The following is a 20949-nucleotide window of genomic DNA, read 5'->3' as shown; positions in this document are numbered from 1 at the left end:
TTTCTGTCCTAATTTTTTGGACCTATCACCCCACTAGAATCTTGTCATAGAAAACATTGACGAGGGATTCAAAACTCCAAGGAATAGAGGATTCGGGGGAAGTAATGTCTAAAAAATCAGATGCATTTGTTTCTAAAATTAAGGAAGGATATCCGACCCAAGGGGCGCTTTATTTAGGCGCAGGAGTCTTCGATGGGGAAACACATAAAGAAGCTTCCGTTTCTATCCCTCTTGCCACACTCAACCGGCACGGTCTGATTGCTGGTGCCACAGGAACCGGTAAAACCAAAACCTTACAACTCCTAACGGAGGCACTTTCTGAGGCGGGAGTTCCCGTTGTGCTCATGGACATCAAAGGGGACCTTTCGGGCCTTGCCGAGTCAGGTGAAGAAAATGACAAAATTAAAGAGCGAACCAAAGCCCTTGGGATCGAGTGGAAACCTTCTTCTTATCCAGTAGAATTTTTATCCCTTTCTGCGGAACCTGGGGTTCGGCTTCGGGCCACCATTGCCGAATTTGGACCTGTCCTGATTTCTCGGATTTTGGAATTAAATGATACACAAAGTAGCGTAGTCTCTCTTGTTTTCAAATACTGTGATGACTTGGGTCTTCCCATCCTTGATACCAAAGATTTTAAAAAAGCCCTGCAGTACATCAATGATGCAGGAAAAGAAGAATTGGAAAAAGAATACGGAACCGTTTCTTCCCAAAGTATCTCTATCATCTTACGAAAACTGATCGAACTCGAAGGCCAAGGGGGGGAAGATTTTTTTGGGGAACCATCTTTTGATGTGAATGATCTTATGCTTTCAAAATCCAAAAAAGGAAATGTATCCATCATTCGCCTCACAGACATTCAAACCAAACCACGCCTATTCTCTACGTTTATGTTATCTCTTCTCACAGAAATTTATGCGACCTTTCCTGAAGAAGGAGATTTGGAAAAACCAAAACTAGTTTTATTCATTGATGAAGCCCATTTGGTTTTTGATGAAGCTTCAAATGACTTACTCAAACAACTAGAAACCATGGTGCGACTCATTCGTTCCAAAGGTGTGGGTATTATTTTTTGTACCCAATCCCCTACAGACATACCTAAAGAAATTTTAGGACAACTTGGTCTTAAAATCCAACATGCACTTCGGGCTTTTACAGCTAACGACCGAAAGGCGATTAAAACCGCTTCGGAAAACTATCCCGAAACAGAATTTTATGACACCAAAGAAGTGATCACCACACTGGGGATTGGGGAGGCTTTTATTACAGCCCTTAGCCCCAAAGGAAGTCCGACTCCACTGGTTCATACCTTGCTTGCGCCACCTGCTTCTCGGATGGGAACTTTGACACCAGACGAGCTGAATTCCAAAATCAAAAAATCTGACCTGGTGAAAAAATACGAAACCACCCTCGACCGGGAAAGTGCCCACGAAATGCTATCTAAAAAAATGGAAACCATTGCCGACGAAACAGAGGCCGCCGAAGAGGAGTCAGGTGAGAAGAAAACCAAGTCCAAACGATCCAAGGAAAAAGAAGACCCTAGTTTTGTGGAAACCCTTTCCAAAAACCCACTGGCTCGGGAAGTCGGTCGCACGGTCGCCAAAGAGGTCACTCGCGGCCTCCTTGGAATGCTCGGCGTCACTCCCAAACGAGGCTCCAAACGCAAAAAAACCGGACTTTTCGGATTCTAAGTCTCCATTAGCACTCTTCGATTGAAAGTGCTTGACGAATCCTAGGCCGAATCATTTGATGGTACCAGAGTTTAGCACTCTTTTTAGATTGTTGCTAAACTCGGAATCATTAGTAGATTGCATACAAGGAGTTACTCATGGCATCAATCAAACCTTTAGGCGACCGAGTGGTCGTAGAGCCAAAGAATGAGTCGGAAGAAAAAATCGGATCCATCATCGTACCAGACACAGCGAAAGAAAAACCACAAGAAGGGAAAGTCATCGCCGTAGGACAAGGTCGTTATGAAGACGGAAAACTCGTTCCTTTAGAGGTAAAGGTAGGAGATACAGTTCTCTACGGAAAATACTCCGGAACAGAGATCAAACAAGGCGGACGTGATCTACTCATTATCCGTGAAAGCGACATCCTCGGTGTTGTGACAAACTAAATCTAAAAGGAAATAATCAATCATGGCTAAAACAATTGAATTTGATGAATCAGCACGTAGAAAACTTCTTAGTGGAGTAAACAAACTCGCTAACGCAGTAAAGGTGACTCTCGGACCAAAAGGTCGTAACGTAGTCATCGACAAAAAATTTGGTTCCCCTACCATCACAAAAGACGGTGTGACAGTTGCAAAAGAAATCGAATTAGAAGATGCAATTGAAAACATGGGCGCGCAAATGGTGAAGGAAGTTTCTACAAAAACTAACGACATCGCAGGCGACGGAACAACCACTGCAACCATCCTTGCACAAGCCATCATCAACGAAGGTTTGAAAAACGTAACTGCGGGTGCAAACCCAATGGCTCTTAAACACGGGATTGACAAAGCAGTTCTTGCAGCTGTAGAAGAAATCAAAAAACACGCTATTAAAATCAATAGCAAAGCAGAATACGCAAATGTTGCAACTATCTCTGCAAACAATGATCCAGAAATCGGTAACCTCATTGCGCAAGCTTTTGACAAAGTAGGTAAAGAAGGTGTGATCACTGTTGATGAAGCAAAATCAATTGAAACTACTCTTGATATCGTAGAGGGTATGCAATTTGATCGTGGATATGTTTCCCCTTATATGGTAACAGATCCAGAAGCAATGATCGCTACTTTTAACGATCCATTCATCTTAATTTACGACAAAAAAATTGCTTCGATGAAAGACCTTCTCCCTGTGCTTGAAAAAATTGCACAAGCGGGAAGACCACTTGTTATCATCGCAGAAGAAGTAGAAGGCGAAGCTCTTGCTACTATCGTGGTAAACACTCTTCGTAAAACTATCCAATGTGTGGCTGTAAAAGCTCCAGGGTTTGGTGACAGAAGAAAAGCAATGTTAGAAGACATTGCCATCCTTACTGGTGGACAAGTGATTTCTGAAGACCTCGGAATGAAACTAGAAAACGCTGATGTGAAGATGCTTGGTCGCGCTAAAAAAGTGGTAGTGGACAAAGAAAACACAACCATCATCGAAGGTGCTGGAGCTTCTAAAGACATCCAAGGCCGCGTAAACCAAATCAAAAAACAAATCGAAGATACAACTTCTGATTACGATCGTGAAAAACTCCAAGAACGTCTTGCAAAACTTGCTGGTGGTGTTGCTGTGATCCACGTTGGTGCGGCTACTGAAGTCGAAATGAAAGAGAAAAAAGCTCGTGTAGAAGATGCTCTTTCTGCAACTCGTGCTGCTGTGGAAGAAGGAATTGTTCCTGGTGGTGGACTCACACTACTACGTGCACAAGATGCAGTAAAAGCTCTTAAACTTACTGGTGACGAACAAACAGGTGCTAACATCATCTTACGCGCATTAGAAGAACCTATTCGTATGATCACTTCCAATGCAGGTCTTGAAGGATCTGTGATTGTGGAACAAGCTCGTGCGAAAAAAGGAAACGAAGGATTTAACGCACTCACTATGGTTTGGGAAGACCTAATCAAAGCTGGTGTGGTTGACCCTGCGAAAGTAGTTCGTTCTGCCCTTCAAAATGCAGCTTCGATTGGAGCGATGATCCTCACCACTGAAGTGACCATTACAGACAAACCTGAGCCGAAAGATGCTGCTGGTGCTGGAATGGGCGGCATGGGAGGAATGGGTGGTATGGGAGGAATGGGCGGCATGATGTAAATCATTCGCACATTCTCTTTCCAGGTCCGTCGATCTCTTATGGAAATCGTCAGACCGAAAGACCAAAGCCTTGGAGTTACTTCCAAGGCTTTTTTTATTCCTTCAGATGTAAATGGATGATGGTGATATCATCGTGGGGAGCACCTGAAAGACCCGTAAAATAATGAAAGTTTTCAAGAATATTAGCCATTGGATCTAAAGATTGTTTGGTGATCGTTTCTAAAAAGGATCTAGCAAGACGTTTATCGCCGTATTCCAATCGGTCTGCATTTTCCTCTTCGGTAAGTCCGTCCGTATAAAATAAAAATTGGTCCCCAGGCCCAAAACTATATTCCTCTTCTCCATAAGTAAGCCCCGAAAGAATTCCAAGTGGTTTTCCTTTGGGTTTAATTTCCACAAGTTCTTTTGACTGGGCTTTCCAATGAAAAAAGGAAGGGTGGCCAGCACTGGAAACCATAAACTTCCTCGATTCCAGATCGATATAAAAGTAGGTCGCCGTTGTAAAACGACCAAAAGATTTTTTCACCAAATCTTCGTTCATTGCTGTTAGTAAAAAAGATGGATTCCCCCAATCTTTGTATGCTGTAAAAAAAGCAAACTTAGAAAGCGAAGCAATGATGGAGGCACCAAGTCCATGCCCTACGACATCCGCAATGAGTATCCCATACTTTTTTCCACCTAATGCCTGAAAGTCGTAAAAGTCCCCTCCTACCTCGTGAGAAGGTTGGTAATACACAGAAATATCCATTTGGTCCCAATGAGGAGGAGAAGGAGGTAAAATAGCACTTTGAATTCTGGCAGCGGTAATGATTTCTTTCTGTAAAGTTGCATACTTTACCTCGGAATTACGAAATAAATTTTCCCCATACAGAGTGAGACAAACTACAAAAATAAAAAATCCCCAATGGGAGGACCTTGGGACTGAATCCAAAATTCCAAGAGAGGATAAAATATCATGTGCATTGAGGATAAATAGAGCCGAAGCTCCTATCACTAACAAAATGGCCTTTGGTTTTTTGGCAGAAACTTGTCCCCAAGCAACTATGATTTGAACCACGAGTGTAGGCAAACACAACCAAACAAAAGTGATAATCGCAAGTGACAGTGGTATCGTTTCTGTAAATGCTAAAGCAAGAATCACAATCGAAAACAAAACATGAAACTGCCACAACATTCGAATGACATTCCATCTTCCAGAACCAACCAATTGTTCAAAAAAATACAAACAACTGATAGGAATTAAAAACAATGTAAAAATAAAAATGATAAAACTAGGAAGGATCGAATCATAATAGAATAATCCAAAAAATCCAGACTGTGATAAAAAGTGAATCCCCGATATAGAAGAAAACCAAGTAAACGCAAGTAGTTGTTTTTTCTTTCGCCTTTCGAAAAGATAGAAGGAAAATAATCCAAGGACTAAAAAGAAAAATCCTAAAGAGGCAAAAGACTGGCTTCTATTGGCAATAGCTTTTTGATGTTCGGTTGGATCTCCCAAAAGAGGAGGTTCCGAAAAACCAATTGGTAGAATACCTTCGGAAAAAAATACGATATAAACATAATTACCTAAACATTCTTTGGGAAGGGAGAGGATTGGCACAAAACTTCGGTTATATGTAATATTTAATTTTGGATTTGCCGAATCTTTTTCCATTGTGGAGTAAAAAAACTGAGATTGTAACTTTACCTCTCCACAATAGGCATCAAAAAAAGTAACAAGCCCATATAACAATAACGCTGATTCTTCATATCCCATCGAATCACGAAACCGTATCCGAGCTGATAAATATTTTGAACTAGATTTTTCTAAACTTACATAAGGTATAGTGTAGGTTTGGTATTCTAAGGAGAGGTCCTCTATCCCTGGACTAAAATGGACTAATTCCTCTTGTGTTAGAAATCGGTATTCCCATCCGAGAGACCACTTTAAAGATTGGTAAGGGAGAAAAGAATCAAAACAAGATACAAAAAAGATAGGGAAAATAAGAACAATGAAATATGATTTTACATAGGTTCGTTCCATTCCGATTTTTTTATCTCCAACTTCTTCTTCAAAGATTTGCGATACTTATCTTGTTTTTTCTTTCGCAGTTTTTGTAAGTCAGAGTCGGATTTAGAAGGATCCATTTCTTTTTCCAATTCCAAACATAACAAATCTCTCGCTTTATAACGGTTAAGACCTTGGGTTCTATAGACGGAACATTTGATTTGTTTCCCAGAAGGTGTGTGAACCAAATGTACGGCAGTAGAAACCTTATTTACGTTTTGTCCGCCTTTACCACTAGACTTTACAAAACGTTCTTTAAGATCCGCTTCTGTAATTCCTAGTACTTCCATCCGTCTCTGTAGTGATAAATTCTTTTCAACAGAAACGGGAAAGGTTAAGGGCATTTGAGGATAGAGTTTAAATAGATTTGGTCAAGAAATTTTTTTCCTAAGGATCAATGAGCAGATGATTCAATTTCTAAAATGCGTTTTCTAAGATCAGAAGCCGTCTCATAATTTTCAATTTGAATCGCATTGAACTTTTGTATGTAAAGTCCAATGAGTTCATCACCCATTTTTCCTGGAACCGTGAGAGCTTTTTTAAAATTATCAATATCAAGAGTAGGATGGTTGTTATGGAAGTAGTCTACGATCCTTTCCATTTTTAACCTAGTAGCTTCCCTAGCAATTCCTGATGTATTTCTAAATTCTAAGGAAAGACTTGCCAATGTTTCCAAAGGTTCACTCACCTGCTCTAGATGTTCAGTAAGACTTGTGGTTTGTGTTTTCTTTTCTTTGGCCTTACAAAACTCCACATAACGCATCACCATGGAGTTGAACTGTTCCATTCTCTCTTGGATGTATTGGTTAGCAGATTCCTTGTTCTCTGGCATTTGAAAATCCGGGAGTTGTACTACATCGTACAAATGGATGTTATCAGAGAGGATTTTCATAAGCTCCTCTTTAGAAGGAAGAGCCACTGGCGGGAAGGTAACCACCGGGTAGTTGTCCCCTATTTTTAAGAAACTAACTACCACATTCGATGCTATGATTTTACCACCGGGAGCAATCGGGTTTTCTCCGAATACATGGCAGTATGCGATTAAGTTACCTGTAGGATTTGGTTTGGAACCGCGTTCAAAATTCATAGTATATCCTTTAGACTAAGAAAGACGGAAGAAGAAACAAGTGATTTTTAATCTTCCCACTGGGCTATTTGGTCTTCCAAATTTTTTGCAATGCGGAAATAAGCCTGTTGCAATGGGGAATCTTTTGCGTCAAGTAGGGCTGGTTTTCCAGATTCTCCAGAACTCATCACATCCAAAGTCAAAGGAACAGAGCCAAGTTCCGGTACTCCTACTTGTTTCGAAAGTTTTTCCCCTCCCCCTTTGGAGAAAACATCAGTTACATGACCGCATTTAGGGCAAGCAAAACCTGACATGTTTTCCACAATTCCGAGAATTGGTACTTTTACTTGTTTAAACATCGCCGCAGCACGCCCTGCATCAAGGACTGCTACTTCTTGCGGAGTTGTCACAATCACCGCCCCGTCCAAATCAATGAGTTGGGCGAGTGACAGTTGGACATCTCCTGTTCCCGGAGGTAAGTCAATAAATAAATAATCCAACTCTCCCCAGACAACATCGTATAAGAACTGTTCAATGGCTTTTCCAAGCATGGGTCCACGCCAAACGACTGGTTGGTCTTCTGTTACAAGAAAGGAAAAAGAAATCAGTTTGATTCCATGTTTTTCAATGGGATAAATTTTATCTTCTTCGGATTTTAAAGCAACGCGACCATTGATTCCAAACATCTTACCAAGCGAAGGGCCGTAGATATCTGCATCAAGAATCCCCACCTTCTTGCCGTTACGTGCAAGAGTGGAAGCAAGGTTTGCAGTGACAGTTGATTTTCCAACCCCACCTTTTCCGGATCCGACAGCAATTACCTTTTTAACACCAATAATGCGATTTCCATCTTCCATCTTTAGGTTTTGGTCTACTTCAAATTTGATTTTGACCTTTCCTGCACCTTCGATTTTGGAAATAAGCTGTCTTGTTTGTGCTTCCAGTCCGATTTGTAATCGTCTGTCAGCATTTGGTGTTTTGATTAAGATTTCAATTCCATCATCTGTAGGAGTTACAGATGCAACCATTCCCAAACTTACGATATCTTTTTTTAACTCAGGGTGTTTTACTTGCATGAGTTGTCTTTGGATTGTTGTTAAGTCGATTTTTGAATTAGCCATAGTTTGTCCTTTTAGATGACCCCTTCCGATTCTTCGTAAAAAATTGGATTAGTCTCGATAAATTTGTCTTCGGAATAAATAAAACGACGGTAATGTGTTGATTTCTCCATCTCAATTAAGTGAAATCCACATTCATGGTTTCTATCTGAGAGTCTAGTACTCGATGCTGAGTTTACAATGGGAAAAGAAGTGTTAGGCCCTGGGAGTTTCACCCAATTGGTATGTGTATGACCATGTAAATACAACTCAGGAGGATTGGTTTTTAATTTCTCTACCACCTCAGCTCTGTTAGTCATCTGATGTGTTTTGGATTCAATTTCCGTTTTGGGATTCCAAAGGGGATGGTGGCATACAAGAACATAAGGTTCTGTAACATGGTTAAGAGTTTTATCGATGATCTCGGGAGATACGTAACCACTGGCAGTGATCCTCGGAATGGCATAATTAGAATCCCATCCTATAAACAATTTCCCACCAATTTTTTTAGAGCGAATGTATAATTTGGAATCAAGAGAGGTCCCAAGCCATTCACTGAATGTTTTTTCAAATAAGGGGTTTGGTCCAACGGCTCGTTTGTGGTAACGGTCATGATTTCCGGGAATGATAAATGTTTTTTCAGTAAGCAGAGGACTTAAAATTTCTTTTGCATTTTGAAACTCACCTGGATGAGAAACATTTGTCAAATCACCAGAGATGATAAGTGCATCATATTCTAATTTGCTAATAGCTTCAACCATAGCAGAAATCAGTACAAGTGGATGTTTTGATTTTCGTCTCAACCGGTAGCTGAGGTATCCGACAATAGCTTTTCCACGAAGAGAAAACAAAGGAAGTTTCTTCGGGAAATGTAAGTCAGAAATATGGAGGATTTTCATTCGTTAATATCCATGATTCCGAGGATATCTCCTTTTTTCACTACCGATCCTTCTTCCATTATGATTTTTTTTAGGATTCCTGAATAGGGAGATTCGACGGGAAAGGCGGCTTTGTCGGTGACAAGTTCGATCATTTCGTCCCCTTGGGATACGGAATCACCTTCCTTTCGGAGCCAACGAACCAATTCGATCTTTTCTGTATCACCCAAATCTGGAGTTTTTAAAAGGAATTCTTTCATGGACACAATCCTTTGTCACGGAATTGAAAACTGGTTTACAAAACCCTGTTTTCCCGTTTTTTTAACATAAAAGTTTAGCGAACCTCAATGGGAAACGAGAAAATCAAATATAAAGGCACCGAAATCATCGAAAACTTGGACGAGTTGATTCAAAAGGACTATTTCCATTTTGAACTAAAAGGTCTGACCAAGTCAACACGAGATATCGTCAATGAAGTAGTTCAAGGAATCTTAAACCGAGTAGGTGCAAATCCTCTTACTTCATTTCATTTGTTTAGCGGTCTGATGGAAGCCCTCTTAAATGCTGTAAAAGCAAACACGCGTTTTGTGATTTTTCAAGATGAACTTTTGAATAAACTCACAGCACAGGGACAAACTCCAGAAGAAGAAGCAGAAGAGTTACTCGACATTATTTTAGAAACAGAACCACTTCGGGATGCAATGCAACGTTACATTGTGCCAGATAAAATCAAAAAAGTGGTTCAAAAGATTCTAACTTTATCGGATAAAAAAAGATCAAAAAAACACAACCTCTCTGTAGACGAAAAAGAATTCTTAACAATTGTTAGAGAAAAGGTAAAAAAATATGATCTAAAAATTTCAATGAAAATTGAAATCAGACCAACATCAGTTTACATTCGAATTAGAAATGATTCCCCCATTATGGGAATGGATTTAAACCGAATTCGCAAAAGTAGAGAAAGACATGCGGAACTTGCCAAACAAGGAAATTCTGCTGAATTTTTCAGGCCTGACTTTTTGGATGAAAAAGAAAGTGCTGGGTTTGGAATTGCAATGATTGATGAAGGTTTTTATAACTTAGGACTTGATCCATTGGAATGTTTCGATATCCAAACCAGTAAAAAAACAACGACGGTGTACCTCAACTATCCGTTAGAGGCTCTCCAAAAGATGGAGTTTTGATACAGGTTTCAGAATTTACTTGGGAGTCTTTTGAGAAAGAATACCGAAATATTGGTGGCCTTCTCTTTGAAGACTCTCGTAATGAACCAGGTTTTACCATTTGCGATTGGTATTTTGACTTACATGAGGAAATAGAAATCCTCTATACAGAAAAAGAACCAGTCGCAGAAACCATCATAAAAAACTTATCCAAGTTAGACGACTACCGAGAGAAAGGATTTTATCCTTGTGGTGCCTTATTTTTTGAACTTGGGTATTTTTTTATCGAAGGATTGAATTTAAAACATTCTTCTCTCGCAGAAGGAACTCCCCTCCTCCAATATTCCATTTACAAACAAAAAAAAAGAATCAAGTATCCGAAACCTTCTTTTCTCAACCTTGAAAACACGGCATTAAAAAATATAACTGCCTTATGGGATAAAGAAACCTACAAAGAACGATTTAAAAAAACAAGAGAAGCACTTTTACTTGGTGAAAGTTATGAATTGAATTTATGTTTTCCCGTTTCGATTTCCATCGAAGGGGATTTGTTTTTATACTACCAATCGTTAAAAGCAAAACAAAAAACAAAATACTCTGTTTATTATCCTTTTTTAGATACAAGGACTCTCTCTTTATCACCAGAACTTTTTTTTGAAGTAAATGGCGATAAAATAAAAACAGAACCTATGAAAGGAACAATCCTTCGAGGTTTTACATCCAAACAAGATAAAGAATATAAATCACAACTCGCAACTTCTGACAAAGAAAAAGCCGAAAATGTAATGATTACGGATTTATATCGAAACGACTTGGGAAGGATCGCCAAACAAGGAACAGTGAAAGTTACCGATCTTTTTTTAATCAAAGGTCTGGAAACGGTTTGGCAGATGGTTTCCAAAGTGGAAGCCAAATTAAAAAATCCTTTTTCTTGGTTTCCCGTCCTTCAGGCACTTTTTCCTTCAGGCTCTGTGATTGGTGCACCGAAAAAAAGATCCTTTGAACTTTTACGAGAACTAGAAAACACAAACAGGGGATTGTATACAGGATCCATCTTCGTCTCGGAAATGTTAGATGGTGTTCCTTGGGTTCGTTCCAATGTTACGATTCGAACCTTACATTTAAAAAAAGAAAACAATCTTTGGAAAGGAAACTATGGAGTGGGAAGTGGGATTACAGTTCTTTCCGAAGCCGAGGCAGAGTATAAGGAATGCCTATCCAAACTAAAGTTCATCACTAACCCCAACCCTCCCTCTTTTGAAATTTTAGAAACGATACGATTCAGAAAAGGACATTATTTTTTAAAAGATCTCCACTTGGAACGAATGGAAGAAACGGCAAATCGTTTTGGTTATCCCTTTTCTAAACAAAAGGCGGAGGCCTGTTTAAAAACACATAACCATTCTTACAAAGACGAAGGTGTTTTTCGACTACGGTTTTTACTAAATGAAAAGGGAGAATTTCGTTTGGAAAGTTTTCCGCACACAAAACCTAAATTTCGCCCGAGAATCCGACTTGGACTAGCGAGTCGGCCCGTGGATTCCAACGATTTGTTTTTATACCACAAAACAACAAACAGGTCTTTTTATCAAAAGATGTTAGATGAATGCAAAACCAAATCCATTGATGACTGTGTTTTGTATGATCAGGATGGGCGGATCCTAGAAACCAATATTCGAAATCTATTTTTGAAAAAAGGAAAGTTTTGGTTTACCCCAACACTGGAAACCGGCGGCCTCCCCGGTGTGTTCCGAGAAGCGCTACTCCGAAAGGGATGGGTCAAAGAAACGGATCTTTTCCAATCAGATTTGTTAGATGCGGAAGAAATCCTTGTCGGGAATTCCCTTCGCGGTTTTGAAAAAGTGGATCTGGTTCATTAACTGATAAACATTAAAAGAAATCGAAAGAGGCAAATAGTGGATTTGCCTCTTTTAAATTATAAAATGAACCGGCTTAAGTCCTTATCTTCGATGATTCCTTTTAGTTTGGATGACACATAACTTTCGTTAATAACAACCTCTTTTTGGTCTTCAGGCAAGTCAGGTGCATCAAAACTTGTATCTTCTAATAGTTTTTCCATAATGGTATTGAGTCTTCTTGCCCCAATGTTTTCATTTTTTTCATTCATCTGAAACGCTAGTTTGGCAATCTCGGCAATCCCGTCCGTTGTGTAGTTGATTTTTACACCTTCTGTGGCAAGAAGGGCTTCATATTGTTTGGTGAGAGAAGATTTGGGAGTGGTAAGGATTTTGATAAAATCAGATTCTGTGAGTGTTTCCAGCTCCACACGAATGGGAAACCGACCTTGGAGTTCCGGAATCAGGTCAGATGGTTTTGTCATATGAAAGGCACCTGCCGCGATAAAAAGAATATGATCGGTTTTAATCGGACCAATCTTTGTATTCACTGTCGATCCTTCGACGATAGGAAGTAAGTCTCTTTGGACTCCTTCCCGGGATACATCGGCACCTTGTCTTCCTTCCCGACCGGCAATTTTATCAATTTCATCTAAAAAGATAATTCCCATCTCTTCCACACGCCTCACGGCTTCCGATTGGATTTTGTCAGCATCGATTAGTTTTTCTGCTTCCGATTCGGTGAGAAGTTTCCCAGCATCAATTACTTTTACTTTTCGTTTGCCCGATTTTTTCGGCATCAAATCACCGAGTAAACTTTGTAATTGGTTGTCCATATCTTCCATATTCCCGGCACCAAACACTTGCAACATGGGCATTCCCGTTGGCGCCGAAGGTTTGGGAATATCGATTTCAATTTCCCTATCATTTAAGATACCTTTCCGAAGTTTTTCTCTAAACTTTTCTCTAGATTCTTTATAACTGGATTGTCTTTCTTTTTCCTCTGGATTTAGGTCTTCCTCTTTTTTATGGAAGATGGGAGGTAAAATGGCATCGAGGATTATCTCTTCCGCCTTTTCTGTAGCTTTGTCTTTGACACGGTCTCGAAATTCGGCTTTCACCAAATTCAACGCACCCATTGCCAAATCACGAATCATGGATTCTACATCGCGACCAACATAACCTACTTCCGTATACTTAGTGGCTTCTACTTTTAAAAAAGGTGCACCACATAACTTTGACAGTCGACGTGCAATTTCCGTTTTTCCTACACCTGTGGGTCCAATCATAATGATATTTTTCGGATAAATTTCTTCTCTTAGAGACTCGTCGAGTTTACGACGTCTGGAACGATTGCGAAGGGCCACTGCCACAGCACGTTTGGCTTTGGTTTGCCCAATGATATGTTCATCTAATTTTTCTACAATTTGACGAGGAGTTAGTTCCTCAGCTGGATTTTGTGATCCTGCAACTTCTGCGATTATCGTAGGGTATGTCATTTTATAATTCCTCAATCACCAAATTATGGTTAGTGTATATACAAATATCCGCAGTGATCGCCATTGCCTTGGTAATGATGTCTTTTGGATCCATATCCGTGTTTTGTACAAGAGCACGAGCAGCCGAAAGCGCAAAATTCCCACCAGAACCAATGGCAAGCACTCCATCATCCGGTGAAATCACATCTCCCGTTCCGGAAATTAAAAAAGATTCATTGGCATCACAAACAATAAGAAGTGCCTCAAGCCTACGAAGCATCCGGTCCATCCTCCACTCACGAGCAAGCTCCACTGCTGCCCGAGAGACAGATCCACCATGTTCGATTAATTTTTTTTCAAAAAGTTCAAATAGAGTGAAGGCATCTGCGGCACTTCCAGCAAATCCGGCAATCACCTTACCGTTGTAAAGTCTTCTGACTTTTTTTGCGGTATGTTTCATTACCGTATTTCCCATGGATACTTGACCGTCTCCCCCTACGGCAATTTTACCGTTTTTACGAACAGAAAGGATGGTCGTTGCGTGAATTGTTTCCATAAGGATAAAATTCCAAAATGGTGAGTGTTGTCGAGAAAAATGGAGGTTACTTTCTTTTGATGAGAACCATTTGGTTCCCTACGTCAAAAGATTGGTCGAGGAAATAATAGTCCGTGAGTTCTTTAATCATAAAAAGTCCAATCCCATGTTCTCTGTAGTCGCTAAGATCAAAACTACGAAGTTCGCCCGGTTCCACTTTTTTTCCATAATCCCGCAATCGAATTTCCACACGGTCTTTATCAAATTGAAATTCAATAAAAATGGGTTTGCCTGTGTTTCCGGAATAGGCATGGCGGATGACATTCACAATGGCTTCCCCGATCACGAGTTTCAGGTCGAGTGAATCATAAAGAGAAAATCCATGTTCTAAACAAAGATTAAAAAAATAATTACGAGTATGAGATACAAAACGGGGGTTGGAAGGGATTTGGATACGGACTACTTTACCGTAGTCCGTGGGTTTCTTTTGTGTCGACATTATCCTCTCGGATGGAATTTCTTATGAACTTCCTTCAGAGTTTTATTTGCCATATGAGTATAAATTTGAGTCGTCGAAATATCGATATGACCCAAAAGTTCCTGAACCGATTTGAGATCTGCATGGTTCTCAAGAAGGTGAGTAGCAAAAGAGTGGCGAAGAGTGTGTGGTGTTACTTTTTTCTTTATTTTTGTGCGTTTGATATAATGGTTTAAAAGGCGCCATACCGACTTACGGTTGATATACGACCCTTTTTTAGAAACAAATACAAACTCACAAGTTCTTTTTTTCAAAATTTCTGTGCGACTTTCACTTAGGTATTTTTTCAAAATATCCAATGACTTTTCACCAAAAGGAACAAGGCGTTGTCTTCCCCCTTTTCCTTCTACAGTGATTGTCATGTTTTCCATGTCGATATCGGTCATTTTTAAATTACATGCTTCCGAGATACGAAGCCCAGAAGAATATAAAAGTTCAAAGATACATTTGTCACGAAGTTCGTACAAATTGTCCTCTTTGATATTACGAAAGAGTTCATCAATTTCGGTTTGAGTTAAATAATCAGGGATGGTTCTTGCAACTTCGGGAGTTTCAATTTTTTCGGTTGGATTGGAATCTAACCTTTTTTCATCTCGAAGATACTTATAAAACTGTCTGATGGCAACCACTTCTCGAGCCAATGTTTTAGCGGAAATTTTACGTTCTCTTTCTTCTTCGAGAAACCGCATAATATCATTTGCTTTTACTTCTAAGAAATTGATATGTTCCTTTTCCAAGAAGATCGCAAACTTATTGAGATCGTATCCGTAGGAATATATCGAATTATCGCTCAGTCCTTTTTCTACGGACAAGTATTCTTGAAATGTTTGTAAAAGCTGATTTTGAGAAACTGGCAATTTGGAACCCATCTTTACTCTCTTATGTTACTTAAAGAGTCGGACAAAAAGCTTAAAGAGACTTATTATTTTTTTTGCCACAAATGGCTATGTCAGGAAAAAAGGAGATGTGGTTCATAGAAACTCCCTTATTTTTTTACTCACGTTTGCCAGTCTGTTAGTCGTTAATTGCGGCCGAAAGGAAAGATCCCTTTTCGAAGAGGGTAAAAAATGGGAAATGGCTGGAGAAAAGACCAAAGCCCTCTATTATTACGAACTTTCCCTGCGTGAGAACCCTGATTACGATCCTGTTCTGAAACGAATGGGACTCCTACTTGCAGAAAGTAACCAATCCATTGCCACAGCCATTTTTTATTTGGAAAAATATCACAAACAAAAAAGGGACGACACAGAAGTACAAAGGGAACTCTTTCGGCTTTATCTTACCACAGGATACGAAAAAGAGGCATTGGAAATTTTGGAAGAAATTCGGTTCCAGGGAAAAAAAGAAACTTTGGAATTTTTCGAAACCACTTACCTTTGCCTTACTAGAGGGTTCAAACAGAAGGACTACCTACTGACCTTGGAAAAAAGTCCTCTCGCAGGGGATCCCTACTATGCGCCGTGGGTTCGGGCTTGCGAAACAAAATAGACGATGACCCCATAAACTTTAAGTCTAAACAATTAAGAACAAGATACAAAACAGGAGAAATTATGAACCATAAAGTTGTCATCATCGGATCCGGTCCCGCAGGACATACCGCAGCCATTTACGCTGCAAGAGCCAATTTAAACCCGGTGATGTATGAAGGATTTATGGCAGGAGGAGTGGCTGCCGGTGGACAGCTCACCACCACGACAGAAGTGGAAAACTTTCCCGGTTTTCCAGAGGGAATTGATGGAACCAAACTCACCCAACTATTTCGGGAACAATCGTCTAAATACGGAACGACTATCCACACCCAAACCATTACTAAAGTGGATTTTTCCAAACGCCCATTTACTCTTTGGTCAGACGATGAAGAAATCAAAGCAGAATCCGTGATCATTGCCACTGGTGCCACTGCAAAACGGATGCACGTCCCAGGGGAAGAAACCTACTGGCAACGCGGGATCTCTGCCTGTGCCGTTTGTGATGGTGCCCTCCCGATTTACCGCAACAAAGCACTTGCCGTTGTGGGTGGCGGTGATTCCGCTGTAGAAGAAGCAAACCATCTGACTAAGTTTGCATCCAAAGTGTATTTAGTGGTGAGACGTGACCAACTCCGTGCTTCCCAAATCATGCAAAAACGGGCCATGGAACATCCAAAAATCGAAATCCTTTGGAACCAAACTGTGGTAGAAGCAAAAGGTGGTCCTGGAGGCCTTACTTCCATCGTTTTAGAAAGTACAAAAGACAAATCCAAAAAGGATTTAGAAGTGGGTGGTCTTTTTTATGCGATTGGACATGTGCCCAACACAGAAGTGTTCCAAGGACAATTGGATTTAGATGAAACTGGTTATATCGTTACAAAACCGGGAACCACACAAACCAATGTGGCTGGAGTATTTGCGGCAGGGGATGTTCAGGACAAAGTGTACAGACAAGCCATTACCGCAGCAGGTAGCGGTTGTATGGCGGCTCTAGAAGCCGAACGTTGGTTAGAAGGTCACTAAGGAGTGACCTGTTTTCCATTTATGTCCAAATAGGATTTTGACTCCAAATTAAAAAATATCACCGAATCTCCCTTCGGTGATATATATTGTTTTTTCCCATCTTCCCATTCAATCAGTGTAAAATTAGAACCTCGGAAAAGTATTTGATTTCCCGGGAAAACATTTGCTTCAAAGGAATCTCCATACCAACGGTAGTTCCCTTTTTTCCAAAGATAAAAATAACTGGAATTTGGACCGAGAAAATCTCCTTCTAATTTACCTGAATATGTTTCCACATTTGCCGGAAAGATTTTTTGCAAACTAGGTAAGTCTGTATAAGATTTGATATCCACTGCCGATTCAGGTAAACTAAATCCTTTGTCTAAAAAGTTCTTATATTCATTAGGAAATTTAGAGTTCATAGTAGTAAAACCTGCTAACTGCAGTTTTTTTCCATTCCGAAGGATAGAATCTTTTTCTTTTTCAAAACGAGACAAACTATCTTTTAAAATTTGGTCGGGAGAAACACCTGTGGCGTTTTGTAAGGCAAGGAGGGGTGATACTCCTACACATGTCTCCTTTTGGTAAGAAATGATGGCTTCTTTTCCATAGGTTTCATGGATATGTTTGATAAGAAGTGGTCCAATAGAATAAGGAAGTAAATCTTTGAATTTTGCATCTAACAATGCTTTGAAGGATTTCGGAACTTTGTTTTCTCGAATTAACTTTTCTGCATCATTATAAATATGGAATTGTTTTCGCTCGTAAAATTTTGCCTCCGCATAGTTGGCAAGTCCCTCTTCAAACCAAGGATCTAAAATATCGGTTTGTGGAAATTTACCTGTTTCTGTTTGGATTTTTAGACAAGAGATTTGTTCTAAGTTGTGAACTGCCTCATGGTAAAAAGTCCCAAAATGAATGCGTCTAAGTGCATCGGAATCAAACTCCAAAACCCCAGTGGGTTGTGGCATTTTTTCCCCACAACATAAAGTAATGGAATCCCTACCTCCAAAACCACCCTCTTCGGAACCGCCGGGAATATCAGCACCAATATAATCTTTAATTTCCTCATATTTATCGAATAACAAAACAGGGATTTTTCCTCTGTTTTCCAATTGAAACTCTGATTTCATAAAAGAAAGAAAAGGTTTCATTTTAAAATTATCACCAAACACTCGTAAATACTCGGACCATTTTTCAGATCCGTAAAATACATAGTTTCCGAATTCTAATTTTGGTTTTCCAAATTTAGTTTCACTCACGAGAAGATAGTTTTCGAATGCAATTGGTTTTTGGCGAATGTAGTCGTATTCTTTTCGATGTGCCATCCAGTATTTAGTGACTTTCGTTAAATCAGGATAATTCCAGATGAGTGTCGACAAACATCCATTACATGAAGCTGGTGCCGAAACAAAACCTGTGCCCGAGGGAAAATCTAATTTAAATGTTCCGTTGGCCCACTCTGTATAAACACTACCATCCGCACGTTTCCATTGGTAATGGTTTTTGGCCCATTGGTATACTTCTCCCCCGTCTGGCCCTTGGTAATACCCAGGAGTGGGTTCTAAAAAACCTAAATGCAAATCTTCTAATTTGGGTTCCTGGAGTCTTTCTACACCAAGATAAGAACTGGGTGCAGTTTCTCCAAAATCGAAATACAATACATCGGCGCCGGGTCCCCTTTTCAGAGAAACCTTGGATCTTTCGACTTCAGAATAGATAACGGAAGTTAGGAGGACAAGTGTGTAGGTTATAATTTTACGAATCATGGGGCTTAGTGGCACTCACTTTAACGCCCCAATGATCTAAGAAAATGAGAACCCTGTCAAGTGGATTCTAAACGGCGTTTTGGTTGCGATAGGCGATCGCAATTTGCCCCGTACGAGAAATTTCGCGGATTCCAAAAGGTTTAAGCACAGAGATGATATTACTCACCTGTCTCGAATTTCCGGAAAACTCAATAAGAAGTGAGTCTTCTGTCATTTCTAAAATTTTAACATCAAATCCATTACAAATGGTAAGGGCTTCACTTCGGTTGGTTTCAGAAATCGAAAAGGAAATGAGCACCAGTTCCCTTTGTACAGAACTTGCATATGCCATGTCCTGTACTCGCAAAACATCGGGAAGTTTAAGGAGTTGGTTTTTCACCTGACCCACTATAAAATCATCCCCATTCAAAACTATGGTCATAGAGGATACATCTACATTGTCAGTCACACCAACGGCAATGGAATCAATATTGTATCCGCGACGTGTGAAAAGTCCAGAAACATGGCTCATGACGCCTGGATGGTTATTTACTAAAATACTTAGAGTGTGTTTCATTTTTTCAATTTCCCCAAGTCTTTAAATTCGATTAGGTCTTGTTGTGATTTTCCAGCAGGGATCATTGGGAATACTTTTTCTTCTGCAGGAATCATGACTTCAATGAGAGCTGATCCATTATCTTTTAAGAAAAATTCCACACCTTTCTCAATTTCAGATTTGTGTTCGATTCTCATGGCAGGAATGCCATAAGCATCAGCAAGTTTAACAAAGTTTGGATTGTATGTCCATTGCGACTCACTGAATCTCTCTTCATAAAATAGTTCCTGCCATTGACGAACCATACCAAGGAAGTTATTATTAAATAGTAAAATCTTTACACCTAACTGAGATTGTGCGATCGTTGCTAGTTCCTGAATACACATTTGAAAGGAACCATCTCCTGTAACACAAATCACAGTTTTATCAGGGTTTCCAAACTTAGCACCAATGGCCGCAGGAAGTCCGTAACCCATAGTTCCGAGTCCCCCAGAGGTTAACCAAGTATTTGGTTTATCAAATAAATAATACTGCGCTGCCCACATTTGGTGTTGCCCCACATCGGTAGAAACAATGGCTTCTCCCTTGGTTTTGGCATACACTTTTTGTAAGAAGTCTTGTGGTTTGATACTGTCCCCACTATTGTCAAAATCGAGAGGATGATTTTTCTTTAGGTTCTGAATATTTTCAATCCAAGAAGTACGGTCTCCCCCTTTCACAAAAGGAAGGATTTCGCGGATGGCATCCTTTAGATCTCCATGAAGGATATGATCTACATTCACACGTTTGTTAAACTCAGCAGCATCAATGTCTACGTGGGCGCGAACGGCATTCGGAGCAAAGTCTTGGTATTTGGCAACACGGTCATCAAACCTGGCACCTAAGTTTAAAATATAATCACATTCTAACACTGCTTTGTTGGCATAAGCAGTTCCATGCATTCCAAGCATTCCTACAGAAAGTGGATGGGTACCAGGAAAGGCACCAAGTCCCATCAGAGTTGTTGTTACGGGAGCATTTGCTTTTTCTGCCAAAGCTTTGATTTCCGCTGACGCAAAGGAATTGATCGCACCACCACCTACATAGAGTAACGGGCGTTTGGCTTGGTTCAAAGCATCTGCAAATTCTTGTGGGTCCCCTTTGACTTTTGGTCTTTCATAATGATGGGGAGCAATTTTAAGTGCAGATGCTTTTCTGACAGTTGTTTTTTCCAATTGCACATCTTTGGGAAAATCCAAAAGCACAGGGCCAGGTCTTCCACCCATTGCAATTTTGATGGCTTCTTCAAAATGGCGAGAAAGATCATCTGCTTTTTTGATCAGTGCATTGTATTTAGTAATCGGTATGGTGATTCCAAAAATATCGGCTTCTTGGAAAGCATCAGTTCCAATGGCATCTGTTGCGACTTGGCCTGTGATGGCAAGGATGGGAATGGAATCTAATTTGGCATCGGTAAGCCCTGTGATTAAATTGGTAGCACCAGGGCCGGAAGTGGCAATACAAACACCTAACTTACCTGTAGACCTGGCATAACCTTCAGCCATATGAATGGCGCCTTGTTCGTGGCGAACCAAGATGTGTTTGATTTTTTTGCTATGATAGAGTTCGTCGTAGAATGGGAGGATGGCACCACCAGGGTATCCAAAGACGATCTCCACACCCGCTTCTTCCAATAGTTCGACCATCAATCGGCCGCCAGTAATTGCTTCGGTTGTAGATGACATACCT

20 protein-coding genes are annotated in these 20949 nt (G+C 40.1%); 7 read left to right on the top strand and 13 right to left on the bottom strand.

All coding sequences use genetic code 11. The features are described 5' to 3' along the window. Window positions 1-104: 104 nt before the first annotated feature. The 3 genes from EHR07_RS16880 (at window position 105) to groL (ending at window position 3788) form a co-directional block, all read left to right on the top strand. Window positions 105-1688 carry a helicase HerA-like domain-containing protein gene (locus EHR07_RS16880; protein WP_135746128.1) on the top strand — a complete coding sequence of 528 codons (1584 nt, stop codon included), beginning with the start codon at window positions 105-107 and terminating at the stop codon, window positions 1686-1688. A 137-nt stretch (window positions 1689-1825) separates the two neighbouring features. Then, window positions 1826-2116, top strand: coding sequence for a co-chaperone GroES (gene groES / locus EHR07_RS16875; RefSeq protein ID WP_004784852.1), 291 nt, complete (start codon window positions 1826-1828; stop codon window positions 2114-2116). Window positions 2117-2138: 22 nt separating this feature from the next. Further along, complete coding sequence (groL, locus tag EHR07_RS16870) at window positions 2139-3788, top strand: chaperonin GroEL (protein ID WP_135746127.1); 1650 nt, start codon at window positions 2139-2141, stop codon at window positions 3786-3788. A gap of 94 nt (window positions 3789-3882) precedes the next feature. Here groL and EHR07_RS16865 read toward each other — a convergent pair whose 3' ends face one another. The 6 genes from EHR07_RS16865 to EHR07_RS16840 form a co-directional block, all read right to left on the bottom strand. Further along, the gene (locus tag EHR07_RS16865; protein ID WP_135746126.1) at window positions 3883-5811 is read right to left on the bottom strand and encodes a PP2C family protein-serine/threonine phosphatase; all 1929 of its coding nucleotides are present in this window, start codon (window positions 5809-5811) and stop codon (window positions 3883-3885) included. Beyond that, entirely contained in the window at window positions 5793-6125 is a 333-nt protein-coding gene (locus EHR07_RS16860) for a peptide chain release factor family protein (RefSeq protein WP_238839957.1), read from the bottom strand. The genes EHR07_RS16865 and EHR07_RS16860 overlap by 19 nt, the downstream gene beginning before the upstream one ends. Before the next feature lie 104 nt (window positions 6126-6229). After that, the gene (locus tag EHR07_RS16855) at window positions 6230-6922 is read right to left on the bottom strand and encodes a hypothetical protein (RefSeq protein ID WP_135746124.1); all 693 of its coding nucleotides are present in this window, start codon (window positions 6920-6922) and stop codon (window positions 6230-6232) included. Window positions 6923-6969: 47 nt separating this feature from the next. Continuing rightward, window positions 6970-8022: an Mrp/NBP35 family ATP-binding protein gene (locus EHR07_RS16850; RefSeq protein ID WP_135746123.1), complete on the bottom strand. Its 1053-nt coding sequence runs from the start codon at window positions 8020-8022 to the stop codon at window positions 6970-6972. Window positions 8023-8033: 11 nt separating this feature from the next. Continuing rightward, a complete protein-coding gene (locus EHR07_RS16845) occupies window positions 8034-8897 on the bottom strand; it encodes a metallophosphoesterase family protein (RefSeq protein ID WP_135746122.1) in 864 nt (287 codons plus the stop codon). Next, window positions 8894-9136 carry a lipoyl domain-containing protein gene (locus tag EHR07_RS16840; protein WP_135746121.1) on the bottom strand — a complete coding sequence of 81 codons (243 nt, stop codon included), beginning with the start codon at window positions 9134-9136 and terminating at the stop codon, window positions 8894-8896. Before EHR07_RS16840 ends, EHR07_RS16845 begins: the two co-directional genes overlap by 4 nt. Before the next feature lie 87 nt (window positions 9137-9223). Here EHR07_RS16840 and EHR07_RS16835 point away from each other — a divergent pair, with 87 nt between their 5' ends. Both EHR07_RS16835 and EHR07_RS16830 read left to right on the top strand, forming a co-directional pair. Next, entirely contained in the window at window positions 9224-10060 is an 837-nt protein-coding gene (locus tag EHR07_RS16835) for a hypothetical protein (RefSeq protein ID WP_135746120.1), read from the top strand. Next, window positions 10057-11919, top strand: a complete 1863-nt coding sequence (locus tag EHR07_RS16830) for a chorismate-binding protein (protein WP_135746119.1) — start codon at window positions 10057-10059, stop codon at window positions 11917-11919. Before EHR07_RS16835 ends, EHR07_RS16830 begins: the two co-directional genes overlap by 4 nt. A 56-nt stretch (window positions 11920-11975) precedes the next feature. Here the strand turns inward: EHR07_RS16830 and hslU are convergent, their stop codons facing one another. Genes hslU through xerD form a run of 4 tightly spaced genes read right to left on the bottom strand, consistent with a single transcriptional unit; the run spans window position 11976 to window position 15315 of the window. Further along, on the bottom strand, window positions 11976-13394 hold the full coding sequence (gene hslU / locus EHR07_RS16825; protein WP_135746118.1) for an ATP-dependent protease ATPase subunit HslU: 1419 nt from the start codon (window positions 13392-13394) through the stop codon (window positions 11976-11978). Between the two features lies 1 nt (window position 13395). Continuing rightward, a complete protein-coding gene (gene hslV, locus EHR07_RS16820) occupies window positions 13396-13929 on the bottom strand; it encodes an ATP-dependent protease subunit HslV (protein ID WP_135746117.1) in 534 nt (177 codons plus the stop codon). A gap of 46 nt (window positions 13930-13975) precedes the next feature. After that, window positions 13976-14407, bottom strand: a complete 432-nt coding sequence (locus EHR07_RS16815; protein WP_135746116.1) for an ATP-binding protein — start codon at window positions 14405-14407, stop codon at window positions 13976-13978. Next, window positions 14407-15315: a site-specific tyrosine recombinase XerD gene (xerD, locus tag EHR07_RS16810; RefSeq protein WP_100744606.1), complete on the bottom strand. Its 909-nt coding sequence runs from the start codon at window positions 15313-15315 to the stop codon at window positions 14407-14409. Before xerD ends, EHR07_RS16815 begins: the two co-directional genes overlap by 1 nt. 97 nt (window positions 15316-15412) lie before the next feature. On the opposite strand from xerD, the gene EHR07_RS16805 reads away from it, so the two are divergent. Further along, window positions 15413-15934: a tetratricopeptide repeat protein gene (locus EHR07_RS16805; protein ID WP_135746115.1), complete on the top strand. Its 522-nt coding sequence runs from the start codon at window positions 15413-15415 to the stop codon at window positions 15932-15934. Window positions 15935-15996: 62 nt separating this feature from the next. Then, window positions 15997-16938, top strand: a complete 942-nt coding sequence (gene trxB / locus EHR07_RS16800; RefSeq protein WP_135746114.1) for a thioredoxin-disulfide reductase — start codon at window positions 15997-15999, stop codon at window positions 16936-16938. Here the strand turns inward: trxB and EHR07_RS16795 are convergent. From EHR07_RS16795 to ilvB, 3 genes are all read right to left on the bottom strand, one after another. Next, complete coding sequence (locus EHR07_RS16795) at window positions 16935-18686, bottom strand: peptidase MA family protein (RefSeq protein ID WP_135746113.1); 1752 nt, start codon at window positions 18684-18686, stop codon at window positions 16935-16937. The two genes, trxB and EHR07_RS16795, sit on opposite strands and share 4 nt — an antisense overlap. 67 nt (window positions 18687-18753) lie before the next feature. Further along, window positions 18754-19242 carry an acetolactate synthase small subunit gene (ilvN, locus tag EHR07_RS16790; RefSeq protein WP_135746112.1) on the bottom strand — a complete coding sequence of 163 codons (489 nt, stop codon included), beginning with the start codon at window positions 19240-19242 and terminating at the stop codon, window positions 18754-18756. Beyond that, the gene (gene ilvB, locus EHR07_RS16785) at window positions 19239-20945 is read right to left on the bottom strand and encodes a biosynthetic-type acetolactate synthase large subunit (RefSeq protein WP_135746111.1); all 1707 of its coding nucleotides are present in this window, start codon (window positions 20943-20945) and stop codon (window positions 19239-19241) included. The genes ilvN and ilvB overlap by 4 nt, the downstream gene beginning before the upstream one ends. Window positions 20946-20949: the final 4 nt, after the last annotated feature.

The sequence above is a fragment of the Leptospira bandrabouensis genome, assembly GCF_004770905.1.
In the GTDB taxonomy this organism is placed as follows: Bacteria; Spirochaetota; Leptospiria; order Leptospirales; family Leptospiraceae; genus Leptospira_A; species Leptospira_A bandrabouensis.
This window is presented reverse-complemented; position numbering and strand designations above follow the sequence as displayed.